The sequence below is a fragment of the Providencia sp. PROV269 genome (assembly GCF_028477785.1).
GTDB lineage: Bacteria > Pseudomonadota > Gammaproteobacteria > Enterobacterales > Enterobacteriaceae > Providencia > Providencia rettgeri.
In genome coordinates this window covers 66258-83264 of sequence record NZ_JAMPLV010000005.1, presented here as the reverse complement: position 1 = coordinate 83264, position 17007 = coordinate 66258, and the positions used below count along the sequence as shown (strand labels likewise).

Below are 17007 nucleotides of genomic sequence, written 5' to 3'. Positions count from 1 at the left end.
ATATAAATTTGATTATTATATTCAAAGAGATGCAAAGGATAATATGATGTTGGTTAAATTTATTGAGATAAAAAACAAGGATTAATAAAAATTAGATTTAAATCACATAATAATATTATTAACTGCGACTTTAATTATTTGTTATAGATGTTGCCAGTTATTAGCTTTTTTCATGTGTAATCACGATATATATCTAGCAGATATAATCATCATAAAAACTTGAATTAAAGCTTATATCATTCAATATATGAATTAAAAATTTAAAATTAATAAAAACTATTAATTCCATAATTATTATTATTTTTATTATGAATCACTTTAACTCTATGAATTTCATTGAATTTGACTTAAGTTTTGCCTTCCGATTTTTCATGTAAATCTATAGATATAGACAGACTGATTCTATAGATCGCTATGTCGCTTATTTTTCTAAAAAATCTGTTTTATTTATTGATAATTCATAATGAAAGGCAAACGAAGTTGTGAAAATGGCTTTCAATTTGCAAAAACAGTGTTTATCATGCATGCCTTATGAAGTTTAAATGGCGCTACTGGTTTTGGGCTTTGCTGGGGAAAATTAGTTACTCATGTTACTTAAGTCGACAGAGTAAACCTCCGACAAGCTTATACAGTCTTTAACGGTGGCGGTTCTATCTGCATTATTCCTAGGGATAGAGTGTATAATAAATGACTGAGACAACCTCTCTGACACCACTCATTGAATTAAAATCTTTAAGTAAAGGTTTTGATGGCAAACAAATTATTTCTGAGCTTGACTTAACCATTCAGAACGGTGAGTTTTTGACCATTCTGGGGCCTTCTGGTTGCGGTAAAACGACGGTTTTACGTCTTATTGCTGGGCTGGAAGATGTCGATGATGGTCAAATTATTCTTGATGGTCAAGATATTACGGATATTCCAGCGGAAAACCGCTTTGTAAATACCGTATTCCAAAGCTACGCTTTATTTCCTCATATGACAGTCTTCGACAACGTGGCATTTGGCCTACGCATGCAAAAAACGCCTGCGGCTGAAATCCAAAAACGTGTCGATCAAGCCTTACGTATGGTGCAGCTAGAAGATTTTGCTGAGCGTAGACCCAACCAACTGTCTGGTGGTCAACAACAGCGTGTGGCGATAGCCCGTGCGGTAGTGAATCGCCCGAAAGTCCTATTACTGGATGAATCATTGTCTGCGCTTGATTACAAACTGCGCAAACAAATGCAAAATGAGCTAAAAGCGCTTCAACGAAAACTGGGGATCACGTTTATTTTTGTGACTCACGATCAAGAAGAAGCCTTAGCTATGTCTGATCGAATCATTGTGATGCGTGAAGGGAAAATTGAGCAAGACGGAACACCTCGTGAAATCTATGAGGAACCAAAAAACCTGTTTGTTGCTCAATTTATTGGTGAAATTAATATTTTTGATGCGAAAGTATTGTATCGCATTGATGATAAACGTATTCGTGCCAATGTTGAAGGCCACGAATGCGATATTTTTACCGAGCTCTCTGTCAAAGAAGGGCAGCACGTTAGTGTGTTATTACGTCCTGAAGACTTACGTGTTGAAGAGGTGAATGATGCAGATAACTATCCGGGGCTGATTGGCTACGTTCGTGAGCGTAACTATAAAGGCATGACGTTAGATTCAGTGGTTGAAATGGAAGATGGCAAAATTGTCATGGTAAGCGAATTCTTCAATGAAGATGACCCCGATGTCGACCACTCCCTTAACCAAAAAGTTGCTGTAACTTGGGTTGAAAGTTGGGAGGTAGTTCTGGATGATCATTCGTAAGCATAAAATTTTGCAGAACGTTATTATCACCGGGGTGGTCGCCTGGCTGCTGCTGTTCGTCTTTTTGCCTAATATTATGATTATTGGCACTAGCTTTTTGACGCGCAGTGACACCAACTTAGTTGACTTAGTTTTTACATGGGATAACTACATTCGCTTGTCTGACCCGATGTATGCAGAGGTCATGTTGCACTCGCTCAATATGGCGGTGATAGCAACCTTTTTCTGTTTGGTTATCGGCTATCCATTTGCCTTTATATTGGCAAGGTTACCGAAACGGATACAACCGTTGATGCTATTTTTGTTAATTGTGCCATTTTGGACCAATTCATTGATTCGTATTTACGGGTTAAAAGTTTTTCTTAGTACCAAAGGGTACTTAAATGACTTTTTACTGTGGGTTGGTATTATCGATAAACCATTGAAAATTATGTATACACCTGAGGCCGTAATATTAGGCCTTATCTATATATTGTTGCCGTTTATGGTGATGCCACTGTATTCAAGTATTGAAAAGTTGGATAAGTCATATATAGAAGCTGCAAAGGATCTCGGAGCGAATAAATTTCAACGGTTTGTAAAAATCATCATTCCTTTAACGATGCCAGGAATTATTGCAGGTTGCTTGCTGGTTTTATTACCTGCAATGGGGCTGTTCTATGTGGCGGATTTAATGGGTGGTGCGAAAAATCTACTGATTGGTAACGTGATTAAGAGCCAGTTCTTAAATATTCGAGATTGGCCATTCGGGGCAGCAACAAGCATTTTCCTCACGGCGATGATGGGATTATTGCTGTATGTGTATTACCGAGCAGCTAAGCTTCTGAATAAAAAGGCATATGAAGAATGATCGGACGTACTCTGCGTGGTGGCTTTATGGCCATCATCTACGCTTATCTTTATATTCCAATCATCATTTTGATTGTTAATTCCTTTAATGAATCGCGTTTTGGTATTCAGTGGCAAGGGTTTTCGACCAAATGGTATGAGCTACTAAGTAATAACGATAGCTTATTAGAAGCCGCAGGGCATTCATTAACCATGGCAGTTTTATCGGCGACCTTCGCAACAGCCATTGGTACACTAACGGCTGTCGCATTATTTCGTTATCGTTTTAGAGGGAAACCATTCGTCGGTGGTATGTTATTTGTGGTAATGATGTCCCCTGATATCGTTATGGCGATTTCGTTATTGGTTCTATTTATGATCCTTGGGGTCTCGTTAGGCTTTTGGTCATTACTTTTTTCCCATATTACATTTTGTTTACCCTTTGTGGTGGTGACAGTGTATGCAAGGTTAAAGGATTTTGATGTAAAAATGCTAGAAGCAGCACGTGACCTTGGTGCGGGTGAGTTTACTATTTTAAGAAAAATCATTTTGCCATTAGCGCTACCCGCGGTTGTGGCAGGATGGTTACTGAGCTTTACATTGTCGATGGACGATGTGGTGGTTTCGTCATTTGTCACGGGGCCAAGCTATGAAATTTTGCCACTGAAAATATATTCAATGGTAAAAGTTGGGGTTTCCCCAGAAGTAAATGCTTTGGCGACAGTGTTGTTGATTATGTCCTTGCTACTTGTTTGTTTAAGTCAATGGGTGATGCGGGATAAATACTCGAAAAAAGCGAGATCATAAACGATTGGTAGCGCTGGTTTTTCTATAACAGCGCCTTTTTGATGCCATGCGGCGAGAGGGTGGGCTTCATTTAGCCTATAAGATATATGCCCTAAATAACTCAAGTGGTTACTTGATGTATATAGGGATAAAAAACACTTTGTTGAGGGAAACTCAGTAATGAAAAAATGGTCCTACCTACTGGCAGCAGGGTTAATGGCTGCAAGTATTGGCACGGCAACTGCCGCTGACGATAACAAAGACGTACTGTATTTCTATAACTGGACAGAATATGTTCCCCCCGGTTTATTAGAGCAATTCACCAAAGAAACTGGCATCAAGGTGATTTACTCCACCTATGAATCAAACGAAAGTATGTATACCAAGTTAAAGACCTATAAAGAAGGGGCTTATGACTTGGTGGTACCTTCGACTTATTTTATTGCCAAAATGAGTAAAGAAGGGATGCTACAAAAAATTGATCAAAGCAAACTGACCAATTTTAAAAATCTTGATCCAAACTTAATTCATAAAGAATTCGACCCGAATAATGATTATTCTGTACCTTATATTTGGGGAGCTACGGGGATTGGTATTAACGGTGAAGCGGTTGACCCACAATCTGTCACCTCATGGGCGGATTTTTGGAAACCTGAATATAAAAATAGCCTGCTGATGATGGATGATGCACGGGAAGTTTTCCAAGTTGCGCTCACCAAGTTAGGTTATTCAGGTAATACCACTGACCCGAAACAAATTGAAGAGGCGTATAAAGAGCTACAAAAATTACGTCCAAATATTCTAGCCTTTAACTCTGACAACCCAGCGACGCCATTTATTGAAGGTGAAGTGGATGTCGGTATGTTATGGAATGGCTCTGCATTCGTTGCACGGCAAGCAGGCTTACCAATTGAAGTGGTATGGCCAAAAGAAGGCGGAATTTTTTGGATGGATAGCTTAGCGATTCCCGCCAATGCAAAAAATGTGGAAGGGGCTCATAAGCTAATTAATTTCTTATTGCGTCCAGAAATTGCGGCTCAAGTGGCTGAATCTATTGGTTACCCAACACCAAATTTAGCCGCTAAAAAATTATTACCTGCTGAGATTGCCAATGACCCATCACTTTATCCAAGTGAAGAAGTTCTGCAAAAAGGCGAATGGCAAAGCGACGTGGGGAATACCAATATCCTGTATGAAGAGTATTTCCAAAAGCTCAAAGCAGGGCGTTAATTGCTGTTTTAGTAGTAAGCCAAATAGTGTTTGAAGATAAAACAAAGGCATCACAATCGTGATGCCTTGAGGTTGTTGACAAAGCGCGATAAAAGCGTGGTTTTTCCCGCTTTGTGTTATCAGCTGAAAATCAATAAATTGATTTTCCTAATTTATTTTCAAAACCTATTAGACTTACTGCCAAACATAATAGGTTTGGCAGCAGTCTGAAAGCATCACAATCGTGATGCTTTTTTAAAGGCTAATGTTTGGCATTATGGCCAACAAATTTCACAAAGGTATCTACCCACGGTTGTAGGAAATCTTTACTTTTTGGTGAGATGTTACCTTGTTCATCGACCATACCGTCATACCATTTTAGGAAACACTCAGGCTGGTTCATGGTCGGCATATTTAAAAATGCCAGGCTGTTGCGTAAGTGCTGTTGGGCAATTGCTGTGCTGATATTACCAATAGAAACACCTAAAACGCCTGCTGGAATACCATCCCACGAGTTATCTCCCCATGGACGAGAACCTTGGTCTATTGCATTTTTCAATACGCCAGGCATTGAACGGTTATATTCAGGGGTGGCAAAAATAATGCCATCACAAGCTTTAATTTGAGATTTAAAATTGGCCACAACTGAGGGCACATTTTGGTCTGCATCTTGGTTGTAGAGAGGTAGTTCACCAATATTGATAAAGTTAAACGTGAAATTCGCGGGGAATAATTTAGTTATGGCTTTAGCGACAACTAAATTGTAAGAATCAGCACGTAAGCTACCAACAATAACGCCAATATTGTATTGATTTGACATGATAAAACCTCTTTCACGGATAGTTAATTAGGAATATTGCAAACCGATATTATTTCTTCAGAATTTTATTTCGTTGTTATCATTAAACATCATAATCTGAATGTGTGCAAAACTAAGTTAAATTAATTAAGTCAATGGGCATCAAAAAAAATTGATATTTTAAAATTAACTATGGGGATACAACAGCTCATAATTCGATATTGTGAGTCCTCTTCCACTATTTAGATTTACCCATGAACAAATCAGGGTTACTTGATTTTAGTCAAAATGAAACATACCGACTGGTCGGTATCATTCATCGCATGAACAAATCCGCGCAGCATAGAAAAAAAGACCCAATCAAGCTTCAAGTGGAGCTACTGAAAGCTGCTCGTATTATTGCGGGTAGAGAAGGGATTTCTTCGTTATCTCTCAATGCAGTAGCAAGAGAAGCGGGTGTCAGTAAAGGTGGATTGATGCACCATTTTCCCTCGAAGCAAGAGCTTATTCATGCCCTTTTCCTTCAATTGCTGGAAATTATGGATGAGCGGATAAATATCATTATGGAGAATGACCAAAACACTTATGGACGCTTTTCTCGTGCGTATTTGCATTACATCGGTGAGTTAAAAGAGTCAGATGAAAGTTTTCAACTTGCCTTACTGTCCTTAGCGATGCCAACTGAGCCTGTATTACGCCAGTGTTGGCGAGATTGGGTAGCCAACCATTTAGCGAAGGGCGATGAGTTTGATAACAGTTATTTAGGGGCGTTAGTACGTTATGCGGCTGATGGGTTATGGCTTTCGTCATTGACTGAGGGAGAAACATTATCACAGCAAGAACGTGATGCGATTGTTAGTCGGCTAACGGCAATATCATTTGAAAAAATTCCATAAGTAAAAACAGTACATAAGTAAAAATAGTAATAATAACGGTAGTGCAATTTTATTCATAAAATAAGCACATGAGGCGACAGTGAAATATAAAATCAATGCTTTCATTCTATATGATGCAGTTGATGGCACTTTATCTTTAAAAGAAGATGAGGTGGATACACAGCTGTCGATAACTGCCAATGCATTATTATTTTATTTTATTCAACACAAAGGCGTTGTTTCTCGAGATGAGGTATTAAAAGCGGTATGGGATGATAATGGATTAGTTTCATCGAACAGTAATTTAAACCAATACCTAAGTATATTAAGAAAAGCATTTCGCCCATATGGTATTGAAAATATTATTGTGACAGTTGCTCGTGGGCGATTAGAATTTAATTCCGATGTTTCCCTTGAATTAATTGATGATATTAAAATTCCTCAGACTGAATTAATAACTAGCTTAAGTGAAATAGAAGCAGCAGCGGTTGTTTTATCTCCAATTCCCAAACCCATTTCTGTCCCTAAAGATCCCCAAAGAATAGAATCAACATTGACGCCAGAAAAAAAAGAAATTTGTTGGTATCTCGCTAGTGGTGCTTTTTTATTGTGTTCTGTTTTACTCGCGACGATGGCTTATTTATCAAACCAACCGTCAGTGCCGATTAACATGACGGTACTTGAGCATACTAATTGTGATGTGTTATCGAATGAAAAAATGATCAATAACACCGTAGCACTAAACTATGTACAAAACTTTGATAAAGTAAGAGATAACTTAAATCTAGAATGTGTTGAGAAAGAACGATTTGTTTTTTTCTATGGCGATAAACTGCAAACAAATGGACTGGGGCGAGTGTTCCTAGCGCATTGCGCAGTCAATGAAGACAATCCCTTTAGCTATTGCGATAATTACTTTTACTATTCTTGGAAACCATCATGAAGATATCAGGAAAAGTATTATGCTTACTGAGCTTTTTACTATTTATTATTGTAGTGATTTACACTCAATCGGTTTTATTTTCAAATAAACAAGATGGTTTAATGGTGTGTTCCACGAAAGGCATCATGCGTTTTGAAAACATGAAAGATGAAAACGTTAATGGCAATATTCACTTCAATTTTGGCGCGAATGGAAAAGGATCAATTGTAGTAGAAGGTTATACCGATTCCAAAGCGGGATGGTTGTATTTACAACGCTATGTGAAATTTAACTATACGACAAAGCGCATTTCGCCTACTGAACGACACTATAATATTAGCCAATGGGAAGCGAGTGCTTCTTCTATTGATGAATCTCCCGATGTAATATTTGATTACTTTATGCGAGAAATGTCAGATAGCCATGACGGTTTGTTTCTGAATGCGCAAAAGCTCAATGACAAAGCCTTATTACTAAGCTCAATCAATTCCCCTCTTTATATTTGTACACTCAAGCCGGGCAGTAAGTTTGATTAATCGCAGGATGATTAAAAGGCGAGACGAGGTATTTTATTGATCCCTTCCTGAGTTATCTAGGCTATTTACCTTCCTCCATGAACTTAAATTATTGTGACACGATACAGCTTTAGCCGCCTTGTATATTTGCACGATACATCAAATTGTACTACGACTGACGGCGCTAATTTACTCTTGTCACCTAGATGTGTGTTACATTTTTTACCGTCATTAGCCCAACCGCATTTATGTGCTTTATTCTGATATCCTGCAACAGAGAATCAACTATTCTATCAACAACGGCTTAGCAAAGCTTATAAGCAGGTGAGCCGCCCCACAGTTATTACTCTCTAAATTACCCCCACTTATCAGCTCGATAATATCTTGTTAACAATTCCATTGATTAACATCAATTCTGTTTTTTATCCATTTTCACTCTCCAGATAGATACGTGAATTTTTATTTTTTTTAGCATGGTTATATGAATCGACTACTAAATTACTCTAATTTTCAGAGTAAAAAACTAATTATAATGAATGCGTGGATTTATATTTTGTTTTTATTTTTCAGCTCTATAGTGAGTTTGAAGCCAAAGGCTGCGTTCAATAAATCACCGCGCAGACACCATTGGCGTAAATGATTACCCAGATTCTTCAAGGGACATGTACTCGGACACATCAACTTGAAGCATCAGCGGTAAAGAAAAACAAAGAAGGCTTTTCGGAGGAAACAACAATGGGTGATGCATTAGGTCTTATTGAAACTAAAGGTCTGGTGGCTTGTATTGAAGCGGCGGATGCCATGTGCAAAGCGGCGAATGTTGAGCTAATTGGCTATGAAAATGTCGGTTCAGGCCTCGTGACTGCGATGGTCAAAGGCGATGTGGGTGCAGTCAAAGCGGCTGTCGATTCAGGCGTTGAGTCAGCTCAACGTGTTGGCGAAGTCGTGACTTCACTGGTCATTGCGCGTCCACACAACGATATCAACAAAATCGTTATTAAACATAAGGCATAACTTTTTCCGGAGGAAAAAACATGGGTGACGCATTAGGTCTTATTGAAACTCAAGGGTTAGTGGCTTGTATTGAAGCTGCGGACTCGATGTGCAAAGCCGCAAACGTTGTGCTGATTGGTTATGAAAATGTTGGGTCAGGTTTAGTTACCGCCATGGTCAAGGGCGATGTGGGCGCAGTGAAAGCTGCCGTAGATTCAGGTGTTGAATCTGCCTCTCGCGTTGGCACCGTCGTGACATCTTTGGTTATCGCACGTCCTCATAACGATATCCAAAAAATCGTCTCCCAGTATAAAGTCACGGAATAAAACAGGAAATTACTTATGAAAGAAGCACTTGGTCTAATTGAAACCAAAGGTTTAGTGGCGTGTATTGAAGCTGCTGATGCCATGTGTAAAGCCGCGAATGTTGAGCTAATTGGTTATGAAAATGTGGGTTCAGGGCTAGTAACAGCAATGGTTAAAGGTGATGTCGGTGCCGTTAACGCTGCTGTTGAGTCTGGTGTTGAGGCGGCAAAACGTATCGGAACTGTGGTGACTTCACGTGTTATTGCAAGACCACACAACGATATTGGCAAAATTGCACAGCAACACAAAGCCTAAGTTGTTGGCTGATTAGTAAATAAAACCACAAGTTAATGAGTTAATTTTTGACTCCGATACGGGGGAAGACATGGTTGCATTAGATAAAGATCTGCAATCCAGACAACTAGCAAGAGAGCTGGTTAGAAACGCGAAACAAGCACAGAAAGAATTTGCGACATTTTCGCAGGAAAAAATCGACAGTATTGTTAAGCACATCGCGATTGAGTCGGCACTTCATGCAGAAGAGCTGGCAAAAATGGCCAATGAAGAAACAGGGTTCGGTAAGTGGCAAGATAAAGTCCTGAAGAACACTTTTGCTTCAATACGTGTTTATGAACACATTAAAGATCTCAAAACCGTTGGCATCATTAATGATGACAAAATCAACAAAGTTATGGATGTGGGTGTCCCTCTTGGTGTGATTACGGCGTTAGTACCTTCTACTAACCCAACATCTACCATCATCTACAAAACGTTGATTGCCTTGAAGGCAGGTAATGCCATTGTCTTTTCCCCTCACCCAAATGCGAAAGCCTGTAGTTTTCGTACATTAGAAATTGTCAAAAAAGCCGCATTAGAAGCAGGGGCACCAGCGGGTATTGTGGATGGCGTCACGATGTTGACTCTTGAAGCAACGAAAGAACTGATGCACAGCAAAGACGTTTCTTTAATTTTGGCAACGGGAGGTGAAGGCATGGTACGCGCAGCTTACGCATCCGGTACACCAACCATTAGTGGCGGTCCAGGTAATGGCCCTGCATTTATTGAACGTAGCGCCAATATCAAACAAGCGGTGAGTGACATCATCACCAGTAAAACTTTTGATAACGGTGTCATTTGCGCTTCAGAACAATCCATCATTGTAGAACGTTGCATTTACAACGAAGTTCATCGTGAACTGCTCGCTCAAGGCGCTTACTTCATGAATGAAGACGAAGCGAAACGCATGGCATCCATGCTGCTAAGAGCGAATGGCACTATCAACCCAGAAGTGGTGGGTAAAGATGCCATCACATTAAGCCAGCGTGCAGGTTTCACTGTTCCAGCTAATACGCGTGTATTGATTGCTCTGCAAGACACGGTATCACCGAAAAACCCATACTCCCGGGAAAAATTATGCCCAATTTTAGGGATGTATATCGAGGAAGACTGGCAGTCAGCTTGTCACCGTGTAGTTGACTTACTGACCAATGAAGGTCTCGGCCATACTTTGGTTATTCACACACAAAACGAAGATGTTATTCGTCAATTTTCTCTGGAAAAACCCGTTAATCGCATTTTGATTAATACACCGGCTGCATTGGGTGGGATCGGCGCAACGACCAATATCACGCCAGCGTTAACACTGGGTTGTGGCGCAGTAGGTGGTGGCTCTAGCTCCGATAACGTCGGCCCGATGAACTTGCTGAACATCCGTAAAGTCGGTTATGGCGTACGTTCCATTGATGATTTAAGACAGCCCGCCCAGTCTTGTACTTCTACCCAGCCAGCGGTATCAGCAGCTGGCAATCAACCGCAAGTCAGCATTTTTGATGATAACCGCTTCCGTAACCCTGTTGCAGCGACAACGTCAGCGGTGACTGCTAACCCAACAGGCGACGACCGATTTGGCAGTACGGCAACGACGGCTGCGATTGCTGAGGCAGTGGTTTCTCAAGGTGATATTACTGAAGAAAATGTTGAGCAAATCATCAAGGCCGTTCTCGGACGCCTAAATAAGTAACTTATTGGAATAAGGCGGTATAAACCATGATCCTCGCAAAGGTAGTTGGACATGTTGTTGCAACGCAGAAATGCCAAGAACTTAGCGGCAGTAACTTATTGATGGTAACCAAGCTAGGGGATGACCTTGAACCGTTGAAAAACAAAACGTATGTGGCAGTCGACAGTGTTGGCGCAGGTATTAACGACATTGTTTTAGCTGAAGCTTACTTCGCTTTGAATAAAGACAATTACAAAGCCATGTCAGTGGTTGCCATTGTTGAGAAGGTTTATACCAAGGAGTAAAAACAGCATGAACCAGTTTTTGATTAAACCTAAAGTTCAATTCGGTGCGAATGCATTGGACTTTATCTCACACATGAGTGCTCACCATGCCTTTATCGTCACTGACAAAGCGATGGTGAAGTTTGGCTTAGCCGATGAAGTCACTCGCAGGTTAACCCAAAGTGGCATCACATTTTCAATTTACGATGATGTTAAGCCAGATCCTGATATTTCAGCCATTGTTAACGGTATGAAAATCATGGATATGCAATATCCAGATGTGGTGATTGCACTCGGTGGTGGGTCGGTTATTGATGCTGCGAAAGCTGTTATTTACTCCCTCTGGCACACAAAAAAAGACGTCAGCCGCGTTAAACCACAGTTTATTGCCATCCCAACTACCAGTGGGACGGGCTCAGAAGTGACGTCGTTTTCAGTGATCAAATCCCAGTCTGAAAAACTGGTTTTGGTTGATGAGTTCATGCTGCCAGATGTGGCTATCTTAGACCCTGCACTGGTGAAGTCAGTACCCGCTTCTATTACGGCAGACACAGGTATGGACGTGCTATGCCACGCGCTAGAAGCCTATGTTTCTCGCACTGCATCTGACTTTTCTGATGCCTTAGCTGAAAAAGCGGTGCAATTAGTGTTCGGCCATTTAATTGACTGCTATCGCGATGGTAGCAACTTAGTGGCTCGCGAAAAAATGCATAACGCGTCATGTATTGCGGGAATGGCTTTTACCAATGCCTCATTGGGAATAACGCATAGCTTAGCCCATGCATTAGGCGGCGTATTCCATATTCCTCATGGCCGTGCCAATGCGTTGTTGATGGCGCAAGTCGTGGCTTTCAATGCGGATTTAGAAGGGCGATGCGATAACGAAGCTGCAAAACGTTATGCCCATCTCGCAAAAAATTTAAGTTTACCTGCCTCAACAATACGTGAAGGTGTTGAAAGCCTAATTGTGGCAATCAACGTATTGAAAGATGAAATGAATATGCCAAAAGGCATTCAAGCAACCGGCACTAATGAATTCGATTTTAACGCCCGTTTAGGGGAAATGGTTGGGCAAGCACTGCGCGATAGTTGCACTCCGACCAATCCACGGGATGTGAGCAAGGTGCAACTGGAAGTGCTGTATAGACAGTCTTTTTAACAGTTAACGCTTTTATGTGATGAACAACAAACTAGAAAGAACATCAGGATAGGCTAACATGAATAAATATGCTTTGACCCCACGCGTAAAAATGCTGGCTGAACGCTTAAGTGCCCGCAACAGCTCAATTATTACTGAACGTGCCAATATTTTAGAAGCGCTTGGCAACCAACTGTCTGGCGCACCGCAGGCGATTAAACCTGCCCAACGTTTTTATGAATTTATCCGTCATTTTCCGGCATTTATTGCTCAAGATGAGCTGATTATTGGTAGCCAATCATCGACCCCTCGCGGAGCGATTTTTCATACTGAAAATGAAATCAATAGCCACAGTATTTATACCTTTTTAGCTGGCGATAGCACCATCGATGCGCCAGATTACTTAGCGGTATTAAACATCGGCTTTTTAGCTATCAAAGCACAGTTAGAGAACAAAGTTAGAAACATTGGTAGTGCGGTCAGTCGCAATAGTATTGATGAGGCAAATAACTGCCGTTCGGCAATTTACGCATGTGATGCGGCCATTCATTTTGCACAAGCTTTAGCTTCTAAAGCAGAGAGCATGGCAGCGGCAGAATCTAATCAATACCGTCGTGCAGAATTACAAGAAAGTGCAGCGATTTTACGCAATGTACCGGCAAAACCGGCGCAAACTTTTAAAGAAGCGTGCCAAGCTTTCTACTTACTTCAATTAATCCTGCATTTAGAAAATGGTAGCTATGCCGTTAACCCAATGGGATTCGATAAAGCGGTCTATCCATTCTACCAACGTGATATTGAACAAGGCCGTTTGACCCAAGCACAAGCTTATGAAATTGTAGAAAGCTTATGGTTGAAACTGGCTGAACTCTCTGAAGTTCGCTCAACCAAGCAAGTTGATGGCTACCCAATGTTTGATGCATTGAAAGACGGCATTTATCTGAATGACCCACGCGTATGCCTTAACGAATTATCAGCCATGATGTTATCCGCACATGAAAACATCAGCGCTATCAATAATGGATTGAAAGTCCGTTTATATTGTGGAAAAAATAGCGTTCAGCCGCAATATGCAGCACCAAATGCCAGCTATGTTGCGCCGGCAGCTCAAGCTGAAACTGAATTCAAAGTCATGGAAGGTTTAACGCCTCGCTTACAGCGCTTGCGTAACCGTTACTTAGAAGCGCGTCCAAGCGTGTCTATCTACCGCGCACTCGCTTTTACTGAAGTTGTCAAAAATAACCCAGGTTTACCGCCAATTTTATTGCGTGCGAAAGCATTCCGCCGTGCTTGTGAAACTGCACCAATCTTAATTCAACCTGAAGAGCTGATTGTGGGGCATCCATGTGGTAAAGCCCGCGCAGGTGCATTCTCACCGGATATCGCATGGCGCTGGGTAGTCGAAGAACTCGATACAATGAGCACACGTCCACAAGATCCGTTTGTTATCTCTGAAGAAGATAAAAAAGTGATCCGCGAGGAAATCGCTCCATTCTGGGAAGGCCGTTCACTGGATGAAATTTGTGAAGCTCAATACCGTGAAGCGGGAGTCTGGGAATTCAGTGGTGAAACTTTCGTCAGTGACTTGTCTTATCACCAAATCAATGGCGGTGGGGATACTTGCCCCGGTTATGACGTGTTGTTATTCACCAAAGGAATGAATGGCATCAAAGCAGATGCTCAGGCGAAACTGGCTGAATTAAGCATGGAAAACCCTGATGATATTGATCGCATTTATTTCTATAAAGCGTCAATTGAAACCTGTGAAGGGGTGATTGCGTATTCACACCGCATTGCTGCCCATGCTCGCGAATTAGCGGTGCTGGAGTCAGACCAAAAACGCCGTGAAGAATTGCTGACTATCGCACAAGTCAACGAAAACGTGCCAGCGAATCCGCCGGTGACGTTACAAGAAGCATTACAAAGCATTTGGACAGTTGAGTCACTGTTTGAAATCGAAGAAAACCAAACTGGCCTTTCTTTGGGACGTCTTGACCAATATTGCTTACCAATGTACGAAAACGACATCAAAACAGGCCGCTTAACCCAAGACCAAGCATTAGAAATGATGCAGGCATTTATTATCAAATGTGCGGAATTAATGTGGATGTCGAGTGAATTAGGCGCGAAATATTTCGCAGGTTATCAGCCATTTATCAACTTAACAGTGGGTGGACAAAAACGTTCAGGTGGCGATGCATGTAACGACTTAACCTACTTAATTATGGATGCGGTTCGCTTTGTTAAAGTGTATCAGCCATCTCTGGCTTGCCGTATTCATAACCAATCACCACAGAAATACATGGAAAAAATCGTTGATGTGGTGAAAGCCGGTATGGGCTTCCCTGCCTGTCACTTCGATGATTCCCACATCAAAATGATGCTGCGTAAAGGTTTTGACTTTGAAGATGCGCGTGATTACTGCTTGATGGGCTGTGTAGAGCCACAGAAATCTGGCCGTATTTATCAATGGACTTCAACGGGTTACACCCAATGGCCAATTGCGATTGAATTCGTATTAAACCGTGGCCGCATGGTGTTATTCGATAGCTATCAAGGTTTAGATACCGGTGACTTACGTGAGCTAAAAACATTCGAAGACTTTGATAATGCTGTGAAAGCGCAGATAGCTCATATTGTTCGCTTATCCGCTATCGGTACCGTCATCAGCCAACGTGTTCACCGTGATGTGGCACCAAAACCATTAATGTCCTTGCTGGTGGAAGGCTGTATGGAAAAAGGCAAGGACGTTGCGGCAGGTGGGGCGATGATCAACCACGGCCCAGGGCTGATTTTCTCTGGTCTGGCGACCTATGTTGACTCGATTGTCGCTATTCGCAAATTGGTTTACGAAGATGGCCGCTACACACTTGAGCAAATTCGTGATGGCTTATTAGCAAACTTTGAAGGCTACGACGAACTACGCCGTGACTGCTTAAATGCACCTAAATTTGGTAACGATGATGACTACGTTGACCAATATGCGCTGGATATTACGGAGTGGACAGAGCGTGAGTGCCGGAAGTACGACATGTTGTATTCAACACTGAGCCACGGAACCTTATCCATCTCTAACAACACGCCGATTGGTGAGTTAACCGCCGCGAGTGCCAACGGTCGCTTGGCTTGGATGCCGTTATCAGATGGTATCAGCCCAACACAAGGTGCGGATAAACAAGGCCCAACTGCCATCATTAAATCAATCAGTAAAATGAATGTTGAAACGATGAACATTGGCATGGTGCATAACTTTAAGTTCTTAAAAGGCTTATTGGACACACCAGAAGGTCGTCACGGTTTAATCACCTTGTTGAGAACCGCGTCTATCTTAGGCAATGGCCAAATGCAGTTCAGCTATGTCGATAACGAAATGCTGAAAAAAGCCCAGCAAGAGCCTGAAAAATATCGTGATTTAATCGTTCGTGTTGCAGGTTACAGTGCCTACTTCGTCGAACTTTGTAAAGAGGTTCAAGATGAAATTATTAGCCGTACTGTGATTGAGAAGTTCTAAATCAACGCTGGCAGGTATGGCTTCATACCTGCCATGTCATACCGGCTATTTAATAACAACAATAATAAATTTTGAACTGATTTTAGAGGTGCAATGATGAGCGCGGCAGAAATTAAAGGTCGGATATTTAATATCCAAAAATACTCGATTTATGATGGCGACGGTATTCGGACGCTGATTTTCTTAAAAGGGTGCAATATTCGTTGCCCTTGGTGTGCTAACCCTGAAGGGTTAAGCAGCCAGTTCCAAGTGATGTTTTCCCACGATAAATGCGTCAATTGTGGGAAATGTGTTGATGTCTGCCCTACAGGGATCCACTACAAAACCATTAATGACCAAGGTGAACAAATTCACCGTGTGAATCGCAGCATTGACTGCATTGGTTGTCGTAAATGCGAAGAGGTGTGTATTGGTGGCGCGTTAGACATCATGGGGAAAGATGTCACGGTAGCTGAAATGATGGACATCATTATGCAAGATTATGATTTTTATATTTCTTCTGGTGGTGGCGTAACAATCGGTGGTGGCGAAATGAGCCTACAAACCGATTTTGCCGTCGCGCTGCTGCGGGAGTGTAAAAAAATGATGATCAATACGGCGATAGAAACCCAAGGGACGACATCATTAGAAAATTATGAAAAGTTATCTGAAGTTGTCGACCTGTTCCTCTATGACATTAAGCACATTGATACTGTTCAGCATAAAAACCTATTCGGCATTGGTAATGAAAATGTTCGCCGCAACCTCGAAAGACTGGTTGATCTCGGTGCGAACGTCGTCGTCAGAATGCCACTCGTTCGTGGTTATAACGACTCCTTTGATGCCATCACGGGGGCGATTCACTATGCGATGGAATTGTCCAAACGCGGCAATGTAAAACGCATCGATATTCTGCCTTATCACCAGTTGGGGCGTGGTAAATACGACAAGCTGGATATGATTTATCCCGTTAAGCAAGACCCAACCTATAGTGCAGAAGAATTAGACCAACTTGAAGCATTCTTCAAACAATTTGATTTCGATATTCGACTGGTTCGTCACTAAGT

Annotated in this window: 16 protein-coding genes; 15 read left to right on the top strand and 1 reads right to left on the bottom strand. The window is 41.4% G+C overall.

Going from position 1 to position 17007, the window contains the following annotated elements:
• Positions 1-687: 687 nt before the first annotated feature.
• The 4 genes from potA to potD all read left to right on the top strand — a co-directional run bounded on the left by potA (position 688) and on the right by potD (position 4641).
• The gene (gene potA / locus PR683_RS08385) at positions 688-1797 is read left to right on the top strand and encodes a spermidine/putrescine ABC transporter ATP-binding protein PotA (RefSeq protein ID WP_004907942.1); all 1110 of its coding nucleotides are present in this window, start codon (positions 688-690) and stop codon (positions 1795-1797) included.
• Entirely contained in the window at positions 1784-2647 is an 864-nt protein-coding gene (gene potB, locus PR683_RS08380; protein WP_115167999.1) for a spermidine/putrescine ABC transporter permease PotB, read from the top strand. Before potA ends, potB begins: the two co-directional genes overlap by 14 nt.
• Entirely contained in the window at positions 2644-3432 is a 789-nt protein-coding gene (potC, locus tag PR683_RS08375) for a spermidine/putrescine ABC transporter permease PotC (RefSeq protein WP_004907946.1), read from the top strand. Before potB ends, potC begins: the two co-directional genes overlap by 4 nt.
• A 159-nt stretch (positions 3433-3591) precedes the next feature.
• Complete coding sequence (potD, locus tag PR683_RS08370) at positions 3592-4641, top strand: spermidine/putrescine ABC transporter substrate-binding protein PotD (protein WP_109912650.1); 1050 nt, start codon at positions 3592-3594, stop codon at positions 4639-4641.
• Positions 4642-4882: 241 nt separating this feature from the next.
• Here the strand turns inward: potD and PR683_RS08365 are convergent, their stop codons facing one another.
• Positions 4883-5440, bottom strand: a complete 558-nt coding sequence (locus tag PR683_RS08365; protein ID WP_109912649.1) for an NADPH-dependent FMN reductase — start codon at positions 5438-5440, stop codon at positions 4883-4885.
• A gap of 302 nt (positions 5441-5742) precedes the next feature.
• Between PR683_RS08365 and PR683_RS08360 the strand changes: the two genes are divergently transcribed.
• The 11 genes from PR683_RS08360 (at position 5743) to cutD (ending at position 17005) form a co-directional block, all read left to right on the top strand.
• The gene (locus tag PR683_RS08360; protein WP_115168321.1) at positions 5743-6315 is read left to right on the top strand and encodes a TetR/AcrR family transcriptional regulator; all 573 of its coding nucleotides are present in this window, start codon (positions 5743-5745) and stop codon (positions 6313-6315) included.
• A gap of 79 nt (positions 6316-6394) precedes the next feature.
• A complete protein-coding gene (locus PR683_RS08355; RefSeq protein WP_115167996.1) occupies positions 6395-7237 on the top strand; it encodes a transcriptional regulator in 843 nt (280 codons plus the stop codon).
• Complete coding sequence (locus PR683_RS08350) at positions 7234-7752, top strand: FidL-like protein (RefSeq protein WP_004907954.1); 519 nt, start codon at positions 7234-7236, stop codon at positions 7750-7752. Before PR683_RS08355 ends, PR683_RS08350 begins: the two co-directional genes overlap by 4 nt.
• 714 nt (positions 7753-8466) lie before the next feature.
• The gene (locus PR683_RS08345; protein WP_004249182.1) at positions 8467-8745 is read left to right on the top strand and encodes a BMC domain-containing protein; all 279 of its coding nucleotides are present in this window, start codon (positions 8467-8469) and stop codon (positions 8743-8745) included.
• A 20-nt stretch (positions 8746-8765) separates the two neighbouring features.
• Positions 8766-9050, top strand: coding sequence for a BMC domain-containing protein (locus PR683_RS08340; RefSeq protein WP_004907958.1), 285 nt, complete (start codon positions 8766-8768; stop codon positions 9048-9050).
• A gap of 15 nt (positions 9051-9065) precedes the next feature.
• Positions 9066-9344, top strand: a complete 279-nt coding sequence (locus PR683_RS08335; RefSeq protein WP_004259063.1) for a BMC domain-containing protein — start codon at positions 9066-9068, stop codon at positions 9342-9344.
• A gap of 70 nt (positions 9345-9414) precedes the next feature.
• The gene (locus PR683_RS08330) at positions 9415-11049 is read left to right on the top strand and encodes an acetaldehyde dehydrogenase (acetylating) (RefSeq protein ID WP_123382243.1); all 1635 of its coding nucleotides are present in this window, start codon (positions 9415-9417) and stop codon (positions 11047-11049) included.
• A gap of 26 nt (positions 11050-11075) precedes the next feature.
• Positions 11076-11333 (top strand): EutN/CcmL family microcompartment protein, encoded by a 258-nt coding sequence (locus PR683_RS08325; RefSeq protein ID WP_004259057.1) that lies wholly within the window; start codon positions 11076-11078, stop codon positions 11331-11333.
• Positions 11334-11340: 7 nt separating this feature from the next.
• Positions 11341-12471: a 1-propanol dehydrogenase PduQ gene (locus PR683_RS08320; protein ID WP_110731649.1), complete on the top strand. Its 1131-nt coding sequence runs from the start codon at positions 11341-11343 to the stop codon at positions 12469-12471.
• A 58-nt stretch (positions 12472-12529) separates the two neighbouring features.
• On the top strand, positions 12530-15961 hold the full coding sequence (gene cutC, locus PR683_RS08315) for a choline trimethylamine-lyase (RefSeq protein ID WP_109912645.1): 3432 nt from the start codon (positions 12530-12532) through the stop codon (positions 15959-15961).
• 93 nt (positions 15962-16054) lie between these two features.
• Positions 16055-17005 carry a choline TMA-lyase-activating enzyme gene (gene cutD / locus PR683_RS08310; protein WP_042851506.1) on the top strand — a complete coding sequence of 317 codons (951 nt, stop codon included), beginning with the start codon at positions 16055-16057 and terminating at the stop codon, positions 17003-17005.
• The last annotated feature ends 2 nt before the right edge of the window (positions 17006-17007 follow it).